Raw genomic sequence first — 18,129 nt, 5'->3', positions numbered from 1 at the left:
CAGACGGGTATGACTTTTTTCCACAAAGACGAACGGTTAGAAACTTTGGGCGATCGAGTCTTGCAAGCGACTTGGGCAGAGTTTCGGGAACTCGCTCCAAATCAAATTGCAATGACCTGGATTGTGTATGACTCGCCCGTGTTCGTCAATACTGGCGGCGCAATTCGTCCGGAGGAGTTTTGGCAACGATCGCCCAGAGGCTTTGCTTATCGGGGAGTTGAAAATATCTACCCTGCCAGTGTGGTCAAATTGTTTTACCTCGTCGCGGCTCATGAATGGCTAGAACGTGGCATGATTCCACCCTCTGCCGAACTCGATCGAGCCATGCGCGATATGATTGTCGATTCCAGCAATGATGCAACCGGACTCGTCGTTGATGTCCTAAGCGGCACAACCGGAGGGCCTGAACTGCCTCCCGCCCCGTTTGAAACCTGGAAATACCAGCGCAACATCGTCAATCGTTATTTTCAGTCGCTCAACTGGTCAGAGTTCACTACGATTAACGTGAATCAAAAAACTTGGTGTGATGGCCCTTACGGACGAGAGCGATCGTTTTACGGCGAGAACTTTGACAATCGCAACATGCTCACAACCAATGCGACCGCAAGATTATTGCATAGCATCGTCGGTGGCGTTGCCGTTACACCGGAACGATCGCGCTCGATGATGGAGCTGATGCAGCGATCGCTCAATCCATCTGACCTCGAAGCCGATCCCGAAAACCAAGTGGTCGGCTTTATCGGCGGCGGTGTTCCCCAAACGGCAAAAGTTTGGTCAAAAGCCGGACTAATGAGCCGAGTGCGCCACGATGCAGCTTATGTTGAACTTCCCGACTTACAGCCTTTTTTGCTCGTTATCTTTACTGAGGGCAAGTCTCATAGCAACAATGAAGCGATTTTGCCGTTTGTCACCCAGAAAATTAGCGAAGCGATGAAAGAAATTTAGGACGATCGCACCCCTTTTGAGCAACGATCGCTACAGATTTTCATCCCGAATCCGGTCAAAATTACGATGTGTCCTAGAGTCAAATCACCATAACTCGGCTCCCGCAAGGGGGCTATTTCTCTTTTGGGGCTATGCTTTTGGAGCTATGTTAGAGTTCCTTCTTAAGCTGAAAGAAGCTATAGCCGGATGGATAGTCATCGACCTGAGCAAACATTTCGTAGCCTAGGTTTTCGTAAAATCCCTTCGCTTGACAGCTAAAGGTATCCAAGATCGCTTCTGTGCAGCCGCGCCGCTTTGCTTCTCGTTCTGCCATCAGCATTAATTGTTTGCCAAATCCCCGACGACGCAGCGACTCCTCGACCCAAAGCGTTTCAATCAGCAACCAATTCCACCGAGTTAGCCCAACTACTCCAGCTCTAATTTTCTGGCGATCGTCAAGCAGAAAAATCTCAATCGGCGTTCCCCGCAGTGCCCCTTGCTCAAAACATCCATCCCGGATTGTACTTTCTGCGTTGTATTGCCGCAGTTTCGATCGCACATAGCTGCGATAAGAAGGATGTTCTTGCGAGAACAGCGCAAAATGATACCGCTCATCATGCTTAATCAAAAGCGCCGGAGGTTTATGCCGTAATGCTCGATCGAATGCCTGCACTTGTGCTTCGATGCCAGTAATTGCAGTGCCAACCACAACGGCGTAAGCTCCGAGATCAAGCGCTTGTCTTGCCATCTGAGGAGATGCAATACCGCCCTCACACAAAATAGGGGTGTCTAACTTCTCCGCAAGTTGGCTGACCAGGTTAAGCGCTGGGGGTGTTTGCTGTAGAGTGGCTGGGGTATAGCCATAGAGCGTCGTTGCGATGAAATCGGCTCCAGCTTCAGCAGCGGCGATCGCCGCTTCTAGGGTATCCACGTCAGCCACCACAGGTTTATCTAATTCAGTGTGGATGCGATCGATTAAAGTGGCGACCGGTTCGGGGCGATCGCGCAGCGTCGCATCGATCGCAATCAAATCAGCCCCAGCTTCAGCGATCGCGCAAGCATGTGCAAATTGAGGCGTAATATAGATTTCAGAGTTTGGAACAGACTGCTTCCACAGTCCAATCATAGGAGCAGAAACGCGCTGACGTACCGCAGTAATATGCTCTGGTGTATCAACTCGAACGGCAACGGCATTCTCAGCGATCGCGGCTTCTGCAAGGGCTGCAATAATCGAGGGGTGCCGGAGGGGAGACTTAGGCGGGGCTTGACAAGAAACAATTAGCCCGTATTCCATTGTTTTGACCAGTTGGGCAAAGCGGTTTGTCATGAACTAAATCGGTGCTAATCGCATAGATTTTGCTGCGATGAAGAAATTTAAGCCTGAGAATTCCTTGCGTATCAATATAAACTGCGTCGCGCTTTTGATCAAATGACTAAAGCTCCATGCTTCTGCTCAAACTTGGGGTCACAGCTTTAAACTGATTCCCTTTTCTCAGGGTTTGTTACCAGAAGTGGCAGATTCGATGCGCGAATACCGTTTTAGCGCTTTGTTTCATCCGTATGACTGCTGAGGCTTGCATCGCTGCATTATGCAGATTCCGTATTTGTTCTTAGTTGTCCACAGTTGTTTCCTGTGCATCTTAAGTATGGAAGTCGCTGAATTAATGTCTGAATTAACAGGGCTACCGCATTCAACCCTACTCAACACGGAACTACATCATGGCTGTTGAAAAAGTAAACTCCTCATCCAGCTTGGCAGAAGTGGTCGATCGTATCCTCGACAAAGGAATTGTGGTCGATGCTTGGGTGCGCGTTTCACTCGTCGGCATCGAACTGTTGGCGGTTGAAGCACGAGTTGTAATCGCTTCGGTCGAGACCTACCTGAAATATGCTGAAGCGGTCGGATTGACTGCTCAAGCAGCGGTTCCTGCTGCATAGGATGCGAATTCATCGCTCCTAGATCCTGGTTGACTGGGGGATCGATCGGGCTTCCCCAGTTTTCTAGGCTTGCAAACTGCACGATTCATCATATTAAACGCAATGGCCTTTAAAGACTCCTGGCAACAGCAACGGCAGTACCGACTTCAACAGGTCGTGCAACGTCGCCAAGCCGTTTCGCTGCTTTTACAAGATACGCAGAAGCAGCGTCAAGCGCAGGCATCTCAACTCCGCAGCGATCTGAGTTTATTTCGGGAAACACTATCGCACGATGCCCGTGTACGGCGCGAAGCCCTGCAAAACTACTGTGAATCCCTCCACCAACAGACTCAGGAATTTCTTGCGATCGCTCATGCCGAGCGTGACTTAGCTTCGCAGCAGTTGAGGCACGACTTACACCAATTCCGAGCAACGCTTACCGAGACTGTAACCTCGCTTCAACGGAGCCTTCAAGCCGATCTTCAAAGATTGCAAACCGAGACACGATCGCATTTAGAAGCCGCACATCAAGCGCGGATTGAACAACGAATTCAACTCACTCGCGATTTAACCTGCTTTGTGGAGAAACTGCGCTCTGATGTAGCCGCATTTCTCACGGATGCAGCATTGGAGCGGCAAGAAAAAGCCCTACAAGCCCAGCACGATCGCAAAGCTGAAATGACTCAATTATTCGCTGAATTAGCAGAGTTCCGATCGCAGCTTCAACAATTCCGCGCCAATCTCGCTCAAACGATGTGGGGCGATCAAGCGCTTCAGCCTGCTCTGTGTGAAACTCCCCACTCCCCACTCCCCACCTCTCCCACTTCACCCAAAACCCTGATCAACGAAAAAATTTACGAATACATCGAAGTCATGCAAAGCGTTCGTCTCACTGAGCTTGAGTCCGCGCTCAGTATGACCCGAATTCAAGTGGTTGAAGGACTACGATCGCTAATTCAGCAAGGCAAGATTACGCAGCGCGATCGGATGTATTTGATTTCCACCCCAGTTTAAACCAGTAGAGGATTGCCCCCGTGACGACTGTATTAAGAGCTAGCCCCCGCCGTTTTGTCAGTACCCCTGCGATCGAACGGATTGCAACTCGCGCTTTGCGATATTTGCAATCCGGTTTTTCTGTCCATTTACGCGGCTGTGCCGGAGTCGGTAAAACGACCTTAGCGCTGCATTTAGCAGACCTGTTATCGCGCCCGATCATGCTGATGTATGGAGATGACGACTCAAAAAGCTCGGATCTCATCGGGGCACAAGCAGGATACACCCGAAAGAAAGTGGTGGATAACTACATTCACAGCGTCGTCAAAGTCGAAGACGAGATGAAGCATACTTGGGTCGATTCGCGATTGACTCTGGCTTGTCGAGAAGGTTTTACGCTGGTGTACGACGAATTCAATCGATCGCGCCCCGAAGTGAATAACGTCTTGCTATCCGCCCTAGAAGAAAAGCTTTTAGTGCTGCCTCCGACGAGCAATCAAACCGAATATATCCGCGTCAATCCCCAGTTTCGAGCGATTTTGACCTCAAACCCGGAAGAGTATTGCGGTGTGCATTCGACTCAGGATGCGCTAATGGATCGACTGGTGACGATCAACATTCCAGAACCGGATGAACTCACCCAGCAAGAGATTCTGATTCAGAAGACCGAAATTGAGCGGCTCAGTGCAGCCCTGATCGTGCGATTAATCCGATCGTTTCGGCAAAAAACCAAGGCAGACAAAGCATCAGGACTGCGATCGGCATTAGTGATTGCGAAAGTTTGCCAGGAACACAATATCCCTGTTCTGCCTGAAGATTCGGAATTTCGGGATATTTGCTCGGATGTCTTGCTGTCGCGAGCGAGCCTGCCCCTTGAAGATGCAACTAAAATACTCTGGGAACTGCTGAATGAAATGATCGGCGCGGTGGAGCCGCCATCGCTGACCTCGCAAGTAGCAGAACTACTCGATGGATTGCCACATCAGCCCACTGAACACTTGACTCAAGAACAGCAGATTTATCGCTATCTACTGCGATTAGACGGAGCAGGACTTACTGAGCTTGAAAGCGAGTTTAGTCTGGCTCGGACAGAACTTTTAGAAGCGCTGCGATCGTTAGTGGCTCAAGAACTTGTGATTCATCGCGATCGACGCTTTTTTGCGGTTGCACCTGTCCAATCCGAAGCGTAACTCACAACCCAGAGCAGTCAGAGAATGAGCAGTCAGAAATCCATGCCCACTGCGACCGGATCAACGTTAGCCGATGTCTTAGAGCGCGTTCTAGACAAAGGAATCGTGATCGCGGGAGACATTTCCGTTTCCGTTGCCACCACCGAGCTACTGACGATTCGGATTCGGCTTTTAATTGCTTCCGTCGATAAAGCCAAAGAAATGGGGATCAACTGGTGGGAAAACAATCCCCACTTCAGTTCGCCTCCAAAAGAATTAATCGAAACGAATCAGCGACTGCTCGATCGCGTTGACACGCTGGAAAAAGAACTCGCGGCCCTCCGCTCAGCGCCGAAAAAATTGACGCAGACGAACACTCTAGAATCACTGCTTGAGGATTTGTAGCATAATGGCTATAGATCAGAATTACTACTCATCGCCATGAACGACGACACTCTAAAAGAACTGCTGCTTGTCATGAAAGTATTGGCAGGTAACAATCCCCCAAATTGGCAACGTCCGTTAAAGAACTACAAGGACTTTGATTGGTCAAAGATTGGGGCAACTCCGATTAGTCAGGATGAGCATGGTGTTACCAAAGTGGTGTGGTGTGGTCATGTCTACACCCGTCGCAGTGGCGAAAACCGCAAGTTTGGAGCAGCAATTTGGTTTTCTCGCGCAAATGGCAAAGGTGAGGGCGATGAGACCAGTTACCTGAAGTTAATTACATTCAAAGATTCGGCTGAGGCGGAATCGCTCCCCGATTATGTTGTGCGGAGTTTGCGATAGCGATCGATAAGGAGTAAAGCCCCCCGTGTCCCCCCAATCAAGCCAACTCACCCCCACCTCAAACAAATCAGGACTCGCACCCTTGCTGTTGACCGTCGTTGAACTGATTCGTCAACTGATGGAAGCACAAGTGATCCGACGCATGGACAACGGACAACTGAGCGATCGCGACCTCGATCGAGCGGCGGAAAGTTTGCGCCAACTAGAGGCACAAGTCGTGCGGATGTGCGAAATTTTTGAGATTGATCCAGCAGATTTGAATATTGATCTGGGCGAAGTGGGCACGTTATTACCAAAAGCTGGAGGTTACTATCCGGGTGAACGATCAGCGAGTCCCACAATTTTGGAACTGCTCGATCGATTACTCAATACAGGCGTAGTGCTGCAAGGTGATCTCGATTTGGGACTTGCTGACATTGATCTAATTCACGCCAAACTCCAACTGGTTCTCACGTCCAAGCCCCTTTAGCCCCCGATTCACGATGAGCAATCTTTATCTCTACGGCATTTTCCCCGCTCCCGGCCCTCAAAACCTTGAACTTCAAGGACTAGACCAAAAGCCTGTTCAAACCGAAATCATAGACGGATTTGCGTTTTTGTACTCCGAAGCAAAACAAGACCGTTATCTTGCAAGTCGGCGCAATCTGCTTGGACACGAAAAAGTATTAGAACAAGCGATGAGAGCAGGATATCGCACCTTATTACCGCTCCAGTTTGGGCTAACGATCGACACTTGGGAAACCGTTGCTCACCAACTGACTGCACCGCACTCTGATCATCTTCACCGTCTGTTTGAAAAGCTGTCAGGACACCGAGAAGTCAGCATCAAACTATTTTGGGATAGCGCCGAAGAACTAAAAGCATTGATGGCGCAAGATGCAGCACTGAGAACCAAGCGAGACAGCTTAGAAGGAAAATCGCTCAGTATGGATGAGATTGTCCACATTGGGCAAGCGATCGAACAAGCGATGAACGATCGACGCGAATCGATCGTCGCTGCCTTTCAAACCACGCTTAATTCGATGGCGCTTGAAGCAGTCGAAAACGAATTGCTGACAGAAGCAATGATCTACAATGCAGCCTACTTAATTCCGTGGGATTTGGAATCGGAATTTAGTCAAAAAGTGGAATGGCTCGATCAACAGTTCGAGGGACGTTTGAAGATTCGCTACAACGATTTCACGGCTCCTTACAATTTCGCACAGTTCGATCGGGGGTGAAGCATGGTTTTACGTTTGTTATTTGCCCCTGTGACTGGGCTGGGTTGGATCGCTGAACAAATCCAAGAGCGAGTTGATGCTGAGCTAGATCAGACCGAGAACTTGAATAAGCGGTTGTTGGCTTTACAGCTTGCCTTTGATCTGGGTGAGATTCCGGAGGAAGAATTTGAAGTTCAGGAAGAAGAATTGTTGCTGGCAATTCAAGCTCTCGAAGATCAGAATTGCTCTTGAGTAGCATAGAAGAGTCGCATTGATACTCTTATGCAAACTCAAGAACAGATCGTATATCAAGGCCAATTCGGAACGTTCACGCTCGATGATCACGATCGACAAGGCGTGATTGTCTACCGCACTGGACTCGCGATCGCTGCGTTGAGTTTTGCGATCGCGGCCGGATTCGCTTTTCTCCAAAATTACGCTTGGATTACGCCACTCTATTTCATCTTTTGGGCAGCATTAGGAGTCAGTTTATTTACGATTCATATCTATCTCAAACCCCTGCATCTAGCACTTCAGGCATTCTGGGTGATCGGCGGAATTGCTTCGATCGCGCTCTTATTCATGAGTTCTGAGCCGTTAGGATTGTATGTGTATCAGCATCCCATTTGGATTTTTGGAGTTGGATTCACGTTCGCAGCGTTAACCGGAATTTTTTTCAAAGAGGCAGTTTGCTTTAATCGCTTCGAGACAAAATTCCTCACGCCGATCGTGCCACTGCTATTGCTTGGACACCTAACCGGACGGCTGCCAATCTTGTGGGAACAAGCATTATTAGGAGGTTGGGCAGTCCTATTCATCGTTTTCGCAATTCGGAAATCAATTCAATCTATCCCACCTGATATCGGGGATAAAAGTGTGTTTGAGTATCTCAAGACTCAGAGCTAGAAAAGAGAAAGCAATTAACAAATGCCACGCTCGACGAACAACCCAGCTCGTAATCTATTCACTCTGAATACGGGAATACTGAAACTGGGGTTTTGAGGATTATTCCTTGAGTGAAGAACGCGCATTTTGGCTAGCTTGGTCAAAGGTTTCAGGAGTCGGAGCCGTTTTGCAAAAGCGAATTCAAACTCATTTTGGCAGTTTGAGTACCGCTTGGACGGTTACACCAGAAGAATTAGCAGAAGTTGAAGGTATCGGAAAGCAAAGCGCGATCGCAATCTGCGCTCATCGTCATCAAATTCAGGTCGATCGCCTCCTGCAAGACCAGGAAACTCAAGACTTTCTCACGCCTGCTGATCCAGATTATCCACAGCTCCTCGCTGAAATTCCCGATCCGCCCCCGGTTCTCTACTACCGAGGTGATTTGAGCTTGATTCGAGACCTCGATCGCCAAAGCGCCGTTGCGATCGTCGGAACTCGCCAACCCTCCGACTATGGCAGACGCTGGACTCGCAAACTCAGCAAAACTCTAGCGCAGCACGGATTTATTGTGATGTCGGGCTTAGCCGACGGCATTGATGCTGAAGCTCATAGCAGTTGCCTCGAAGCAGGGGGTCAAACGATCGCCGTTCTTGGAACAGGCGTAGACGTAGTTTACCCCTACAAAAATCGCCGCCTGTATGATCAACTGCTTGAAACCGGACTGGCTCTGAGCGAATATCCTGCTGGAACCCAGCCCGATCGCGCTCACTTCCCCCGGCGCAATCGCATCGTTGCGGGCTTATCTCGTGCAGTCTTAGTGATGGAAGCCCCGATCAAATCAGGCGCACTGATCACAGCAACCCTGGCAAACGAGTACGGTCGAGAGGTATATGCGCTTCCAGGAAGTCTTGATAATCCCAGATCAGGCGGCTGTTTAGCGCTAATGAGCAAGGGCGCTCAGATCATTTTGGGTGAATCAGAACTGATTGAAGCGATCGGAGCGATTCCAGCGCTCGATCAAACGAGAGAACCGGAATCGACACAGCCCCCTCTGCTCGATCTCGCGCCTGAATTATCGCAAGTATTACAAGCCATCTCGACGATCGCTCAGCAATCTAACTACGCTTCGGCTCCATTCGATCTCATTGTTCAAACCGCAGCAATGTCTACTGCAACCGTATCCAGCTCATTGTTACAGCTAGAGCTAATCGGGCTCGTTACTCAAGTTCCTGGAATGCGGTATCAAGTGAGATCGTAGAAAGAACTCATTGAGACAAAGGACTCATTGACGTATTTTTGCTGGTTTAAGTCGGCAGTTTCTCTGAACTTTAAACAAAAATACGGAAGTTTAGCTGATCTCGCCGCTGTAGAAAAAATCCTACAATGGGCAGAAGTTTGCGATAACCAAACGATTTAAATAGCTTCATCGGGCTACTTTAACAGCATGACGGAACAGAATCTAATTTTAATAGTGGAGAGCAACGCGACAGATATGTGCGTTCTGCTGGAGGTCTTGGAGACCGCTGGATACGAAACCTTAGCTGCAAGAAGCGGCGAAGACGCGATCACCAAACTAAGCGAGGTTGTCCCTGATTTGATCTTGTTAGCTGTAATGCTGCCGGGAATCGATGGATTTGAGACCTGCTATCGCATCAAATCCAGTGAGACCACGGAAGAAATTCCGATCATGTTTATTACAGCTTGTACCCAGCCTGAAAATAAAGTGAGAGGGCTGACACTTGGAGCAGTCGATTACATCACAAAGCCGTTTCAGCAAGCCGAAGTTCTCGCTCGTGTGCGAACTCATCTCAGGCTGAGACAGCAAACCCGTCAGCTAAAGGAACTGAACGAGCAATTAGAACAGCGTGTGACTGAGAGAACCGCCCAACTTTCGCGATCGCTTGATGAATTACAAGCCGCTCAACTACAACTAATTCAGCAAGAAAAAATGTCCGCGCTCGGTCAACTGGTGTCGGGGATTGGACATGAGATTAATAACCCTTTGAACTCAATCACTGGAAACCTTGCCCATGCCCAGCAATATGTCCAGGATTTGCTCAATCATCTAGCGCTGTATCACCAGGTTTATCCCGACCCTGTAGCTGAGATCGCGCAAGATGCCGAAGCGATCGATCTGCCATATCTCAAAACCGATTTAATCCATCTGCTCAAGACCCTACAGGTTGCTGCCGATCGCATTGCTCACATTAGCCAGTCGCTTCGAGTTTTTTCCCGTGACGATAGCGAAAACGAGATTGCTCTGCAAATTCAGGAGGGGATAGACAGTACCCTTTTACTACTTCAGCATCGCCTAAAAGCGAATTCGCAACGCCCTGCGATTCAGGTGACTCGTAATTACGCGGACATTCCGCCTGTACCGTGTTATCCAGGACAGTTAAATCAAGTTTTTATGAATCTTTTGGCAAATGCGATCGATGCGATCGATGAGTCCCATCGCGCGAAAGATCCAGCAGAGATCGCCGCGAATCCCCATCAAATTCAGATTGTGACAGAGTTAAAGGCGGGTCGGGTGGTCATTCGGATTCGAGATAACGGCATTGGGATGTCCCAAACGGTGCAGCAGGAAATGTTCAAGCCAACGTTTACCACTAAGCCCGTTGGTAAAGGAACAGGACTGGGACTCGCGATCGCCTATCAGATCATTGTGGAAAAACACGGGGGAAGCCTGATATGCAATTCTGCTCCGGGTGTGGGAACAGAATTTACGATCAAGCTTCCCCTATAGAAAAATTAAGTCATGGCCTAAGAAGAATTAAGTTATAACTTAGCCGAGCAGTCCAAAAGCGTGGAGCGGGCCACGACCAAGAATCATCTCAATGATCAAGGCAATCAAGCCAATCATCGCGACTCGTCCGTTCCAGACCTCAGCGGAGGTGGTCATGCCCCATTCCCACCCTTCCTGGGGATACATCTTCACTCGCTTCTGAGGGCGAGCGACTTCTGAGAAATGGACAGACGGCGCATTCAGCGCATCCGTAACCATCGTGGCTAACTCGCCAATAAAGATTGGGTGCGTATTGAGAGCCGGAACTCGCTCAAATCGCTCAATGCCTGCTTCTTCCGCAACTTCGCGATATTCCATGTCAATTTCTTGCAGCGTCTCGATATGCTCAGACACAAAGCTGATCGGCACAACTGCGAGATCTTTTACTCCTTCTTCCGCGAGTTCTTCGAGCGCATCTTCGGTATAGGGTTTGAGCCACTCCACCGGGCCGACCCGGCTTTGATACGCCAAGGTGTAGGAGTTGGGTCGAGCGAGCGTCTTCATAATCAGCGCAGTACACTGTTCAATCTCGTGCTGATAGGGATCGCCTGCTTCTTCAACGTAGCTCACCGGAACACCGTGAGCGCTGAAGAAAACGTGAACATCGTCTGGATGCTCGAAGCGATCGAGTTCTTGAGCGATCAAATCTGCCATTGCTTGCAGGTAGCCGGGACGATCGTACCAAGTGGGAATAACGGTGTAGTCAATCTTTTGCAGGGCGGGATCTTCTTCCCAAAGTTGCTCTAAGAGCCGGAAGCTCGATCCGCTGGTGCTGATCGAAAACTGAGGATAGAGCGGCAGAACTACCAGCTTGTCGATTTGGTCGCGTTTGATTCTGGAAATTGCTTCTTCGGTGAACGGATGCCAGTAACGCATTCCGATGTAGACGCTCACTTCTTGACCGCGCTGGCGGAGTTGCTCTTGAAGCGCTTGCGCCTGTTCTTCGGTAATGCGGCGCAGCGGAGAGCCACCCCCAATTTGGAGATAGTTTTGTTGGGATTTTTTCGATCGCAGCGTCGAAATCAACCAGGCGAGTGGACTCTGAAGCCACGGGAACGGTAGTCGAATAATTTCCGGATCAGCGAACAAGTTGTAAAGAAAGGGACGCACATCCTCGATCTTGTCCGGCCCTCCAAGATTTAGCAGTAAGACTCCTACGCGACCCATAGCTATGTTATATCCCTTTTTTTCTCAGCTTTGTTACCGATTTTAACAATAAAATCCCTTACCCGTTGAAGCAAGTCTAAGCAAACTCAAAGGAAAATTCAAACTGCTAAGTAATTCATACAAATGTCAACTTTAATTAACAATTAGATTGGTTCAGCATAAGATGAAAATCCTTTAACATGAAATTCTTTTGATTCTCATTTCTTAGCATAGTTCAGGTATGGCAGATTTAGAGGCGCTAGATGCAAAAATTTCTCAAACTAATCAGCGACTGAAAGCCGCGCAATTGGGATTTCAGGTAGAGAGGCGAGGCATCCGATTGGCGCTGCGGGGAACGCTGCCACCGCGTCCGGGAAGTTCACGCTTGCGTTCACACCAACAGCGACTCAGCTTAGGAATTCCGGCAACTCCAGCCGGACTCAAGCAAATCGAGCAGGAAGCAAAAATTGTTGCTGCCCAGCTCATTCAGAATCAATTCGACTGGCAGGAATATCTCAGTTTTACCGACGGCAAACGCTTAAGTCAGCAATCTCTAAGTCAGCAGATTGATGCGTTTGAGCAGTATTTTTTCGAGCAGCCGCAACGATCGCTCAATCCCGCTGCTACGAAAACGACTTGGACAAGTGCATACGCCCCTTATCTGAAAAAACTGGTGACGATCGCGGCAGATGCTCCCGCCCTATCGCTAACGGAAGTCCTTTATAAAACGATTCACTCCACTGCAAATCATTCGCGCAGTCGCCAACTCTGCTGTACGGCTTTGGGCGCGTTTGCTGAATTTCTGAACCTCAAACTTCCGACTGATCTGAAAACGCTCTCCGGGCGATATGGTGCAGGTCAGACCCAAGCGCGTCAATTGCCTTCAGACGAAGAAATTCTGGCAATTTGGGAAAAAATTCCGAATCCAGCTTGGCGGTTTGTGTACGCCATCATGGCGACGTTTGGGTTGAGAAACCATGAGGTGTTCTACTGCAACTTTAAAGGGCTAGAGCGGGGGGAGACTTCGATCGAAGTGCTGCCGACGACGAAAACCGGAAGCCATCAAGTGTGGGCATTTTATCCAGAGTGGATTGAGGCATTTAACCTGAGAGACATTCAATTGCCGCAGGTTGAAACCGATTTAAGTAAAACCACTTTGCGTCAGGTGGGGCAACGGGTAACAGCTCAGTTTCGCCGCTACGGAGTACCCTTTTCTCCTTATGATCTGCGTCATGCTTGGGCAGTGAGAACGATTCACGTTGGGTTATCCGATACGGTTGCTGCGAAAATGATGGGACATTCGGTACTCGTTCACACGCGGACGTATCATCAGTGGATTACGCAGCGGGATCAGCAGCAAGCGGTTGATAACGCTTTGAGAAGACGCAAAGGGAATTGAAATGGCAACGATTTTAAGAGATTTAAGCTATCGGTATCAGTGGCTGTATGACGGAATTTCAAAAGTTGCCGCATTGAGCGTGGGTGGAGAAGCGCGTTTTCGGCAGTTGGCATTAACGGGCATTGAGATCAAGCCAGAAACGAAAATTCTTGATCTCTGCTGTGGTAGCGGTCAAACGACGCGGTTTTTGGTGCAGCGATCGCGCCAAGTTACCGGACTCGATGCCTCACCGTTATCGATTCGTCGCGCCCAGCAAAACGTCCCCGAAGCGGAATACATAGAAGCATTTGCGGAAAAAATGCCGATCGTCGATCGTTCGTTTGATCTGGTTCATACCAGTGCTGCAATGCACGAAATGGAGCCGTTACAATTACGCCAAATTTTACAGGAAGTTCATCGGGTTCTAAAACCGGGTGGTGTCTTTACGATGGTTGATTTTCATGCACCAACGAACCCAATTTTTGTTCCTGGATTGGCTTTATTTTTCTGGTTATTTGAGACAGAAACTGCCTGGAAATTAATCAATTTAGACCTTAAAGAATTGTTACAAGAAATCGGATTCAACGTGCAGTTTTACCAACTTTATGTAGGGGGAAGTTTACAGGTCATCCAAGCGCAGAAATAATAAGAGCGCCACCGTTGGGTAGCGCTCTTATGGTTTAGATAGGGTTAGGAAAAAGCAAATTGCTTTTTCGATAAATCAACTTTTTCTTATAGGACGGAATTATAGAAACAGCTTGTGATCTTGATGCTTTAGAAGAGGTCTTCTTGCATTTCGCTCACATGAATAAACTACAACGTGTGACCTACGAAATCGATCTACCTGAAGATAGGTTATTGCCGAATTGAATAAAGGGAAAAGCGAGAGAAAAACCCCGCCCAAAATGCTGAGTCATCGACTCAAACTTTCTCGAAAATAATCAACGGTCGATTGACCGTCACTTTGCAAAATGCCATCTTCAAGATAAGCAATGTGGTCAGCAACATCAGCAATTCGAGGATCGTGCGTCACGATGAGTACCGTTCGTCCTTTCTCCTTTGCCAACGATCGCAGCAGTTCGATTACGGCATGACCATTTTGAGAATCGAGTGCGGCGGTTGGCTCATCTGCCATGATTAGAGCAGGATTGCCTGCAAGAGCACGCGCAATCGCGACGCGCTGTTTCTGACCGCCAGAGAGGTCTCGCGGTTGGCGATTGGCGCGATCGGCGAGTCCAACCTGCTCAAGCAATTCCATCGCTTGTTGGTGGGCTGCTTTACCTCGAATCCCTTTGAGATTGAGCGCAACTTCAACATTCTCGATCGCGCTTAGGGCTGGAAATAGATTGAACCCCTGGAAAATAAAGCCGATGTTCTCCAGGCGGAATTGGGCTAACTTAGAACCGGAGAGCTTGGTAATCTCCTGACCCATGAGACGCACCGCTCCCGCAGTTGGAGTCAAGATCCCCGCTAGAATCGAGAGCAGCGTAGTTTTGCCTGATCCCGATGGCCCCATCAAAAGCTGAATATCACCGCACCGTACCGACAAATCTACTTGTTTAAGTGCTTGATAGCGCTCCCCGCCCGTCTGGTACACCATTTCGACCCCAGAGGCAGCGATCGCGCTATCCGCCCGCTCCAAACTACCGGATCGGGATTCGATCGCCCGCTCCTCAGTACGAAACATCCAATCAATCGAAGTTGCAGTCATTCTTTTAACAGACGGTAGGAAAACAGTTGAGAAGAAATAAAGTGTGGGGAGCGGTGTCGAAAACGTTCTAATTGTGACAGGGAGGGCAATTCACTAAGCCTGAGGCAAGTGAAAATCTCTACTCCAACCATAGTTAGGGTGAGGCAAAGATTTCATCCTCTAGAGGCTTAGACTCTAGATACATTTTAGAAGTTCAAATTTCGCGATCGGATGAATTCATGTGACAGTTGTGTGTACAAATGTCGAGAGTGCATGAAAAGAAGTACCATCTTCCCGTTAAGAATCTAAGAGATTATTGAAGATTTTACGCTGATCCCCGTAGTTTCAGGGAAAATTCGTCCACTTCACGCTTTAAACACGATCGCTGGATCAACCCTGGTCACTTTTTGTACTGCAAACAAGGCTGATCCAACGCACATCACCACGGTTAATACAAACATTCCGGCTCCCGTCGCAGGCGTGATCAAAATCATGATGCCTTGCGCCGCTTGTGTCCACGCACCCAATCCAAGACAGAGGGCAATACTGGGAATGTATCCTAAGACTGCCATCCAGAGCGCTTGTTCTAGAATCACGCTGTAGATTACCCAGTTTGACGCGCCCATTGCTTTGAGAGTTCCAAACTCGCGCATATGGTCGGAAACCGAGGAATAGAGGATCTGTCCGACGATCACCATCCCGACAATAAAGCCGACCGTGGCACCGAGTCCGAGGATAAAGCCAACTCCGGTACGCGTTGTCCAATAAGAGCGGGTGAGATTAGCAATTTCGGACTGAGTAAAAGCGCGGGTATTCGGTAGGGTAGCTTCGAGTCGTTGTTTTAGCTGGTTGAGATCTTGTCCCGGTTTGGCGCGAATGAGAACGAAAGAGATTGGATCTTGAACGTTGACGCGACGTGGAGAAGCGGGATTGGCAACTGGATTATTGAATCCTGGGTTTTGGTTCAAACAGGCAATTTCGCCCGCTGCCTGACGAGTACAGGTCACTCCGGTATCGGCTCCGCCGATACCATACGCATTCGCGTTTTCTAAAGAAGTGTAGATGAAAGAACTCGAAGCGATCGACTGCGTATCTTCTGTGGTGCCGACAAATTGTGCAGGTAAGGCATTAAAGGCTCCGATCGTAGCGCGATCGTTTAACTGATTCAGTCCTAATGCTTTCACGCTCTTAGAATCGACCATGACCGTGTAGGGCTGATTCAGGGCTGAGAGGCTTCCTTGGTTCACTTGCCATCCCGCAAATATGCGGCTGTTTGGGTCAAAGCCGAAAATCCGAATCGGGTTGATCTTGCCAGTACTGTCGCGCCAAATGCTCGTTCGGATCATCAAGGCTTCGGCACGATCGATCCCTGGAATTTTTTGTGCGTCTTGGACTCGTTGGGCAGGCATCGGAGAAGAGAGTTCTAGATGCACGATGTCTTTGGAAGCGACCCAAAGATCGGCGTTGGATTGATCCACCAGTCGAGCAACGGAGCGATCGAATCCGCGCAACACTCCAACCTGAATCGTCACGAGACTGACAGCGAAGACGATGCCAGCTTGAGCAACTAGGAAGCGCGGAATGTCCTCAAACAGATTTTTGCGGGCGATCGAAGCCATAGGACGGAGAGGCAGCAGGGTGGGTCGGACAGCGCAAACACGGCGTGAAGCAGAACGATCAAGTTGAACGGTCATGGATCAGAGAATCTACAGTAAATGGTACGACCAATTTCCTGGTTATACCGTTCCCTTTAGGCGAGTAGGAGCAATCAAGTTCAAAAAGTTGTGCAACAGAAGTTTCACGCGGGTTTGGAGTCTCGCTTAAGATAAGCCGACATAAGCATTCCACTCGCCGTATGTTGTTTTCGTGACGAGTTGAAATTGGTTTCCAACTAATTCGAGTCCTTTGGTTGCTGCCTTCATTCCGAACACACGCATAAACGTGGGGAGTGCTGCAATTCCGCCTGTCATCGTCCCTGCAATGATTGCACTTGCACTGGCAGCGACTAAACACTCTCTCACTGCCAACCAGAATGTTTCCTCTGCATTCGCGGGCGGATTCACCGACAAAAACGCATGAACAGTGGTGTCACGAGTTTGCAACTGTGGAAGCGGAATCCAGCCTTGATTGTCCAAAGTAACTCGCGCTTCTGGCAATCCCGGCATACTGATGATCGGAAGCAAGGTTGACATAGGAGTTTCAATCCAAACTGAGATACTGATTGTAGCTTTGGAAATACGTTTGCTGGTGGTCTGCTTAAAACTTCGCTATTCGATTTGTGAGGGTGTAGATGCGACTGGACGAAATGAGCGACCGTGTTCGTCATAGTGCCATGCAATCCCTTCTGGGTCTTGTACCTGTGTCCATTCTACAAAATTTGGTTTGTGCAAAATCTGATTTGGTGCACCGACGGGTGATGGCTTGCGAAGTCAACTTTAAGCGTTTAGCAAGTGAGGCAGTCGAACAACTTGGAGCAGGTGTAGGTGTGTTGATCGTCGGTTCTGGTTCTTCTGGCGTTGATGTCGCACTTTATCCTGAAATGTCTTCATCCCACGGTGAAGGAATCTCAGGAATGAAGGTTGGTTTTGGTTCAGAGGGCAGTGGTGCAGAACTTTGCTCTATATCTACATCTACAAAAGGTTGCTTTAGGGTCGAGTGGTTTGTGGTGGATTCTGGTGGGACTGAGCCTTCAGGGGTTGGCTCTGGATCACTGACTTCGTAAGATTCGGGGGTAGCAGATTCAGAAGACGGCTCCTGCTCAACAGTTGAGGCATCAGCAGGAGGAGTTAGCTTCACTTGTTGCATCAAGGCAATCATTAACTCTGCCATTTTAGAAATACTGATCGCCCTAGCGTTATATTCCACAATGATCGACTGCGCTAGTGGACTAATTCGCACTGTTTTAACTCCGCTCAATTCTTCAATTAAGCGTTGATAATCGCTGCTTGCTTGTGGATCGGATTCGATCCAGGGCACTCGAATGCGAATACGTCCAGCGATCGAATGAACGATTTGATATCCTACTGGTTCCAAAGGAGTTGTAATCTAACGTCAGTTGACTACATTTTAGCCTGCTGCTTTTAGAGAAAAAACCTAGAGCAGACACACTGATTGCAAAATTACGGCATTGCTGAATGAGAAGATGAATTAGACTGGAATGGGCACATCTCGAAATTTGAGGTAGTGCAGTAACAAGCGAATCGAATGACTGAGCATCTCCACTGACTTCGAGTAGCACAAGGTCTTACGATGCA

Annotated in this window: 21 protein-coding genes; 14 read left to right on the top strand and 7 right to left on the bottom strand. The window is 48.8% G+C overall.

Annotation, left to right across the window (positions count from 1 at the left end):
• The first annotated feature begins 9 nt into the window (after positions 1-9).
• Entirely contained in the window at positions 10-945 is a 936-nt protein-coding gene (locus H6F51_04105) for a serine hydrolase (protein ID MBD1821681.1), read from the top strand.
• 148 nt (positions 946-1,093) lie between these two features.
• Here H6F51_04105 and H6F51_04100 read toward each other — a convergent pair whose 3' ends face one another.
• Entirely contained in the window at positions 1,094-2,251 is a 1,158-nt protein-coding gene (locus H6F51_04100) for a putative N-acetylmannosamine-6-phosphate 2-epimerase (protein MBD1821680.1), read from the bottom strand.
• Between the two features lie 392 nt (positions 2,252-2,643).
• Here H6F51_04100 and gvpA point away from each other — a divergent pair, with 392 nt between their 5' ends.
• The 11 genes from gvpA to H6F51_04045 all read left to right on the top strand — a co-directional run bounded on the left by gvpA (position 2,644) and on the right by H6F51_04045 (position 10,622).
• A complete protein-coding gene (gene gvpA, locus H6F51_04095; GenBank protein ID MBD1821679.1) occupies positions 2,644-2,862 on the top strand; it encodes a gas vesicle structural protein GvpA in 219 nt (72 codons plus the stop codon).
• A 102-nt stretch (positions 2,863-2,964) separates the two neighbouring features.
• Positions 2,965-3,855 carry a hypothetical protein gene (locus H6F51_04090; GenBank protein ID MBD1821678.1) on the top strand — a complete coding sequence of 297 codons (891 nt, stop codon included), beginning with the start codon at positions 2,965-2,967 and terminating at the stop codon, positions 3,853-3,855.
• A gap of 20 nt (positions 3,856-3,875) precedes the next feature.
• Positions 3,876-5,024: a gas vesicle protein GvpN gene (gene gvpN, locus H6F51_04085; GenBank protein ID MBD1821677.1), complete on the top strand. Its 1,149-nt coding sequence runs from the start codon at positions 3,876-3,878 to the stop codon at positions 5,022-5,024.
• 24 nt (positions 5,025-5,048) lie between these two features.
• Positions 5,049-5,408 (top strand): gas vesicle protein, encoded by a 360-nt coding sequence (locus H6F51_04080; GenBank protein MBD1821676.1) that lies wholly within the window; start codon positions 5,049-5,051, stop codon positions 5,406-5,408.
• Positions 5,409-5,444: 36 nt separating this feature from the next.
• Positions 5,445-5,792: a hypothetical protein gene (locus H6F51_04075; protein MBD1821675.1), complete on the top strand. Its 348-nt coding sequence runs from the start codon at positions 5,445-5,447 to the stop codon at positions 5,790-5,792.
• 25 nt (positions 5,793-5,817) lie between these two features.
• A complete protein-coding gene (locus H6F51_04070; protein MBD1821674.1) occupies positions 5,818-6,261 on the top strand; it encodes a gas vesicle protein K in 444 nt (147 codons plus the stop codon).
• A 13-nt stretch (positions 6,262-6,274) separates the two neighbouring features.
• Complete coding sequence (locus H6F51_04065; GenBank protein ID MBD1821673.1) at positions 6,275-7,012, top strand: GvpL/GvpF family gas vesicle protein; 738 nt, start codon at positions 6,275-6,277, stop codon at positions 7,010-7,012.
• A 3-nt stretch (positions 7,013-7,015) separates the two neighbouring features.
• A complete protein-coding gene (locus tag H6F51_04060; protein ID MBD1821672.1) occupies positions 7,016-7,243 on the top strand; it encodes a gas vesicle protein GvpG in 228 nt (75 codons plus the stop codon).
• A 30-nt stretch (positions 7,244-7,273) separates the two neighbouring features.
• Entirely contained in the window at positions 7,274-7,897 is a 624-nt protein-coding gene (locus tag H6F51_04055) for a DUF2301 domain-containing membrane protein (GenBank protein ID MBD1821671.1), read from the top strand.
• 106 nt (positions 7,898-8,003) lie between these two features.
• Entirely contained in the window at positions 8,004-9,134 is a 1,131-nt protein-coding gene (dprA, locus tag H6F51_04050; protein ID MBD1821670.1) for a DNA-protecting protein DprA, read from the top strand.
• Positions 9,135-9,320: 186 nt separating this feature from the next.
• The gene (locus H6F51_04045) at positions 9,321-10,622 is read left to right on the top strand and encodes a response regulator (protein MBD1821669.1); all 1,302 of its coding nucleotides are present in this window, start codon (positions 9,321-9,323) and stop codon (positions 10,620-10,622) included.
• 39 nt (positions 10,623-10,661) lie between these two features.
• Here the strand turns inward: H6F51_04045 and H6F51_04040 are convergent, their stop codons facing one another.
• Complete coding sequence (locus tag H6F51_04040; GenBank protein ID MBD1821668.1) at positions 10,662-11,828, bottom strand: ferrochelatase; 1,167 nt, start codon at positions 11,826-11,828, stop codon at positions 10,662-10,664.
• A gap of 220 nt (positions 11,829-12,048) precedes the next feature.
• Between H6F51_04040 and H6F51_04035 the strand changes: the two genes are divergently transcribed.
• Positions 12,049-13,206, top strand: coding sequence for a site-specific integrase (locus H6F51_04035; protein MBD1821667.1), 1,158 nt, complete (start codon positions 12,049-12,051; stop codon positions 13,204-13,206).
• A 1-nt stretch (position 13,207) separates the two neighbouring features.
• Entirely contained in the window at positions 13,208-13,831 is a 624-nt protein-coding gene (locus H6F51_04030) for a class I SAM-dependent methyltransferase (GenBank protein MBD1821666.1), read from the top strand.
• Between the two features lie 267 nt (positions 13,832-14,098).
• Here H6F51_04030 and H6F51_04025 read toward each other — a convergent pair whose 3' ends face one another.
• The 5 genes from H6F51_04025 to H6F51_04005 all read right to left on the bottom strand — a co-directional run.
• Positions 14,099-14,896, bottom strand: coding sequence for an ABC transporter ATP-binding protein (locus H6F51_04025; GenBank protein MBD1821665.1), 798 nt, complete (start codon positions 14,894-14,896; stop codon positions 14,099-14,101).
• Between the two features lie 344 nt (positions 14,897-15,240).
• Positions 15,241-16,494: an ABC transporter permease gene (locus H6F51_04020; protein MBD1821664.1), complete on the bottom strand. Its 1,254-nt coding sequence runs from the start codon at positions 16,492-16,494 to the stop codon at positions 15,241-15,243.
• A 201-nt stretch (positions 16,495-16,695) separates the two neighbouring features.
• Positions 16,696-17,067 carry a hypothetical protein gene (locus H6F51_04015; protein ID MBD1821663.1) on the bottom strand — a complete coding sequence of 124 codons (372 nt, stop codon included), beginning with the start codon at positions 17,065-17,067 and terminating at the stop codon, positions 16,696-16,698.
• 337 nt (positions 17,068-17,404) lie between these two features.
• Positions 17,405-17,908 (bottom strand): hypothetical protein, encoded by a 504-nt coding sequence (locus H6F51_04010; GenBank protein MBD1821662.1) that lies wholly within the window; start codon positions 17,906-17,908, stop codon positions 17,405-17,407.
• Between the two features lie 114 nt (positions 17,909-18,022).
• The coding region (locus tag H6F51_04005) for an IS1 family transposase (GenBank protein ID MBD1821661.1) at positions 18,023-18,129 on the bottom strand (107 nt) is incomplete at its 5' end.

It is taken from the genome of Cyanobacteria bacterium FACHB-DQ100 (assembly GCA_014695195.1).
Lineage (GTDB): Bacteria > Cyanobacteriota > Cyanobacteriia > Leptolyngbyales > Leptolyngbyaceae > Leptolyngbya.
This window is presented reverse-complemented; position numbering and strand designations above follow the sequence as displayed.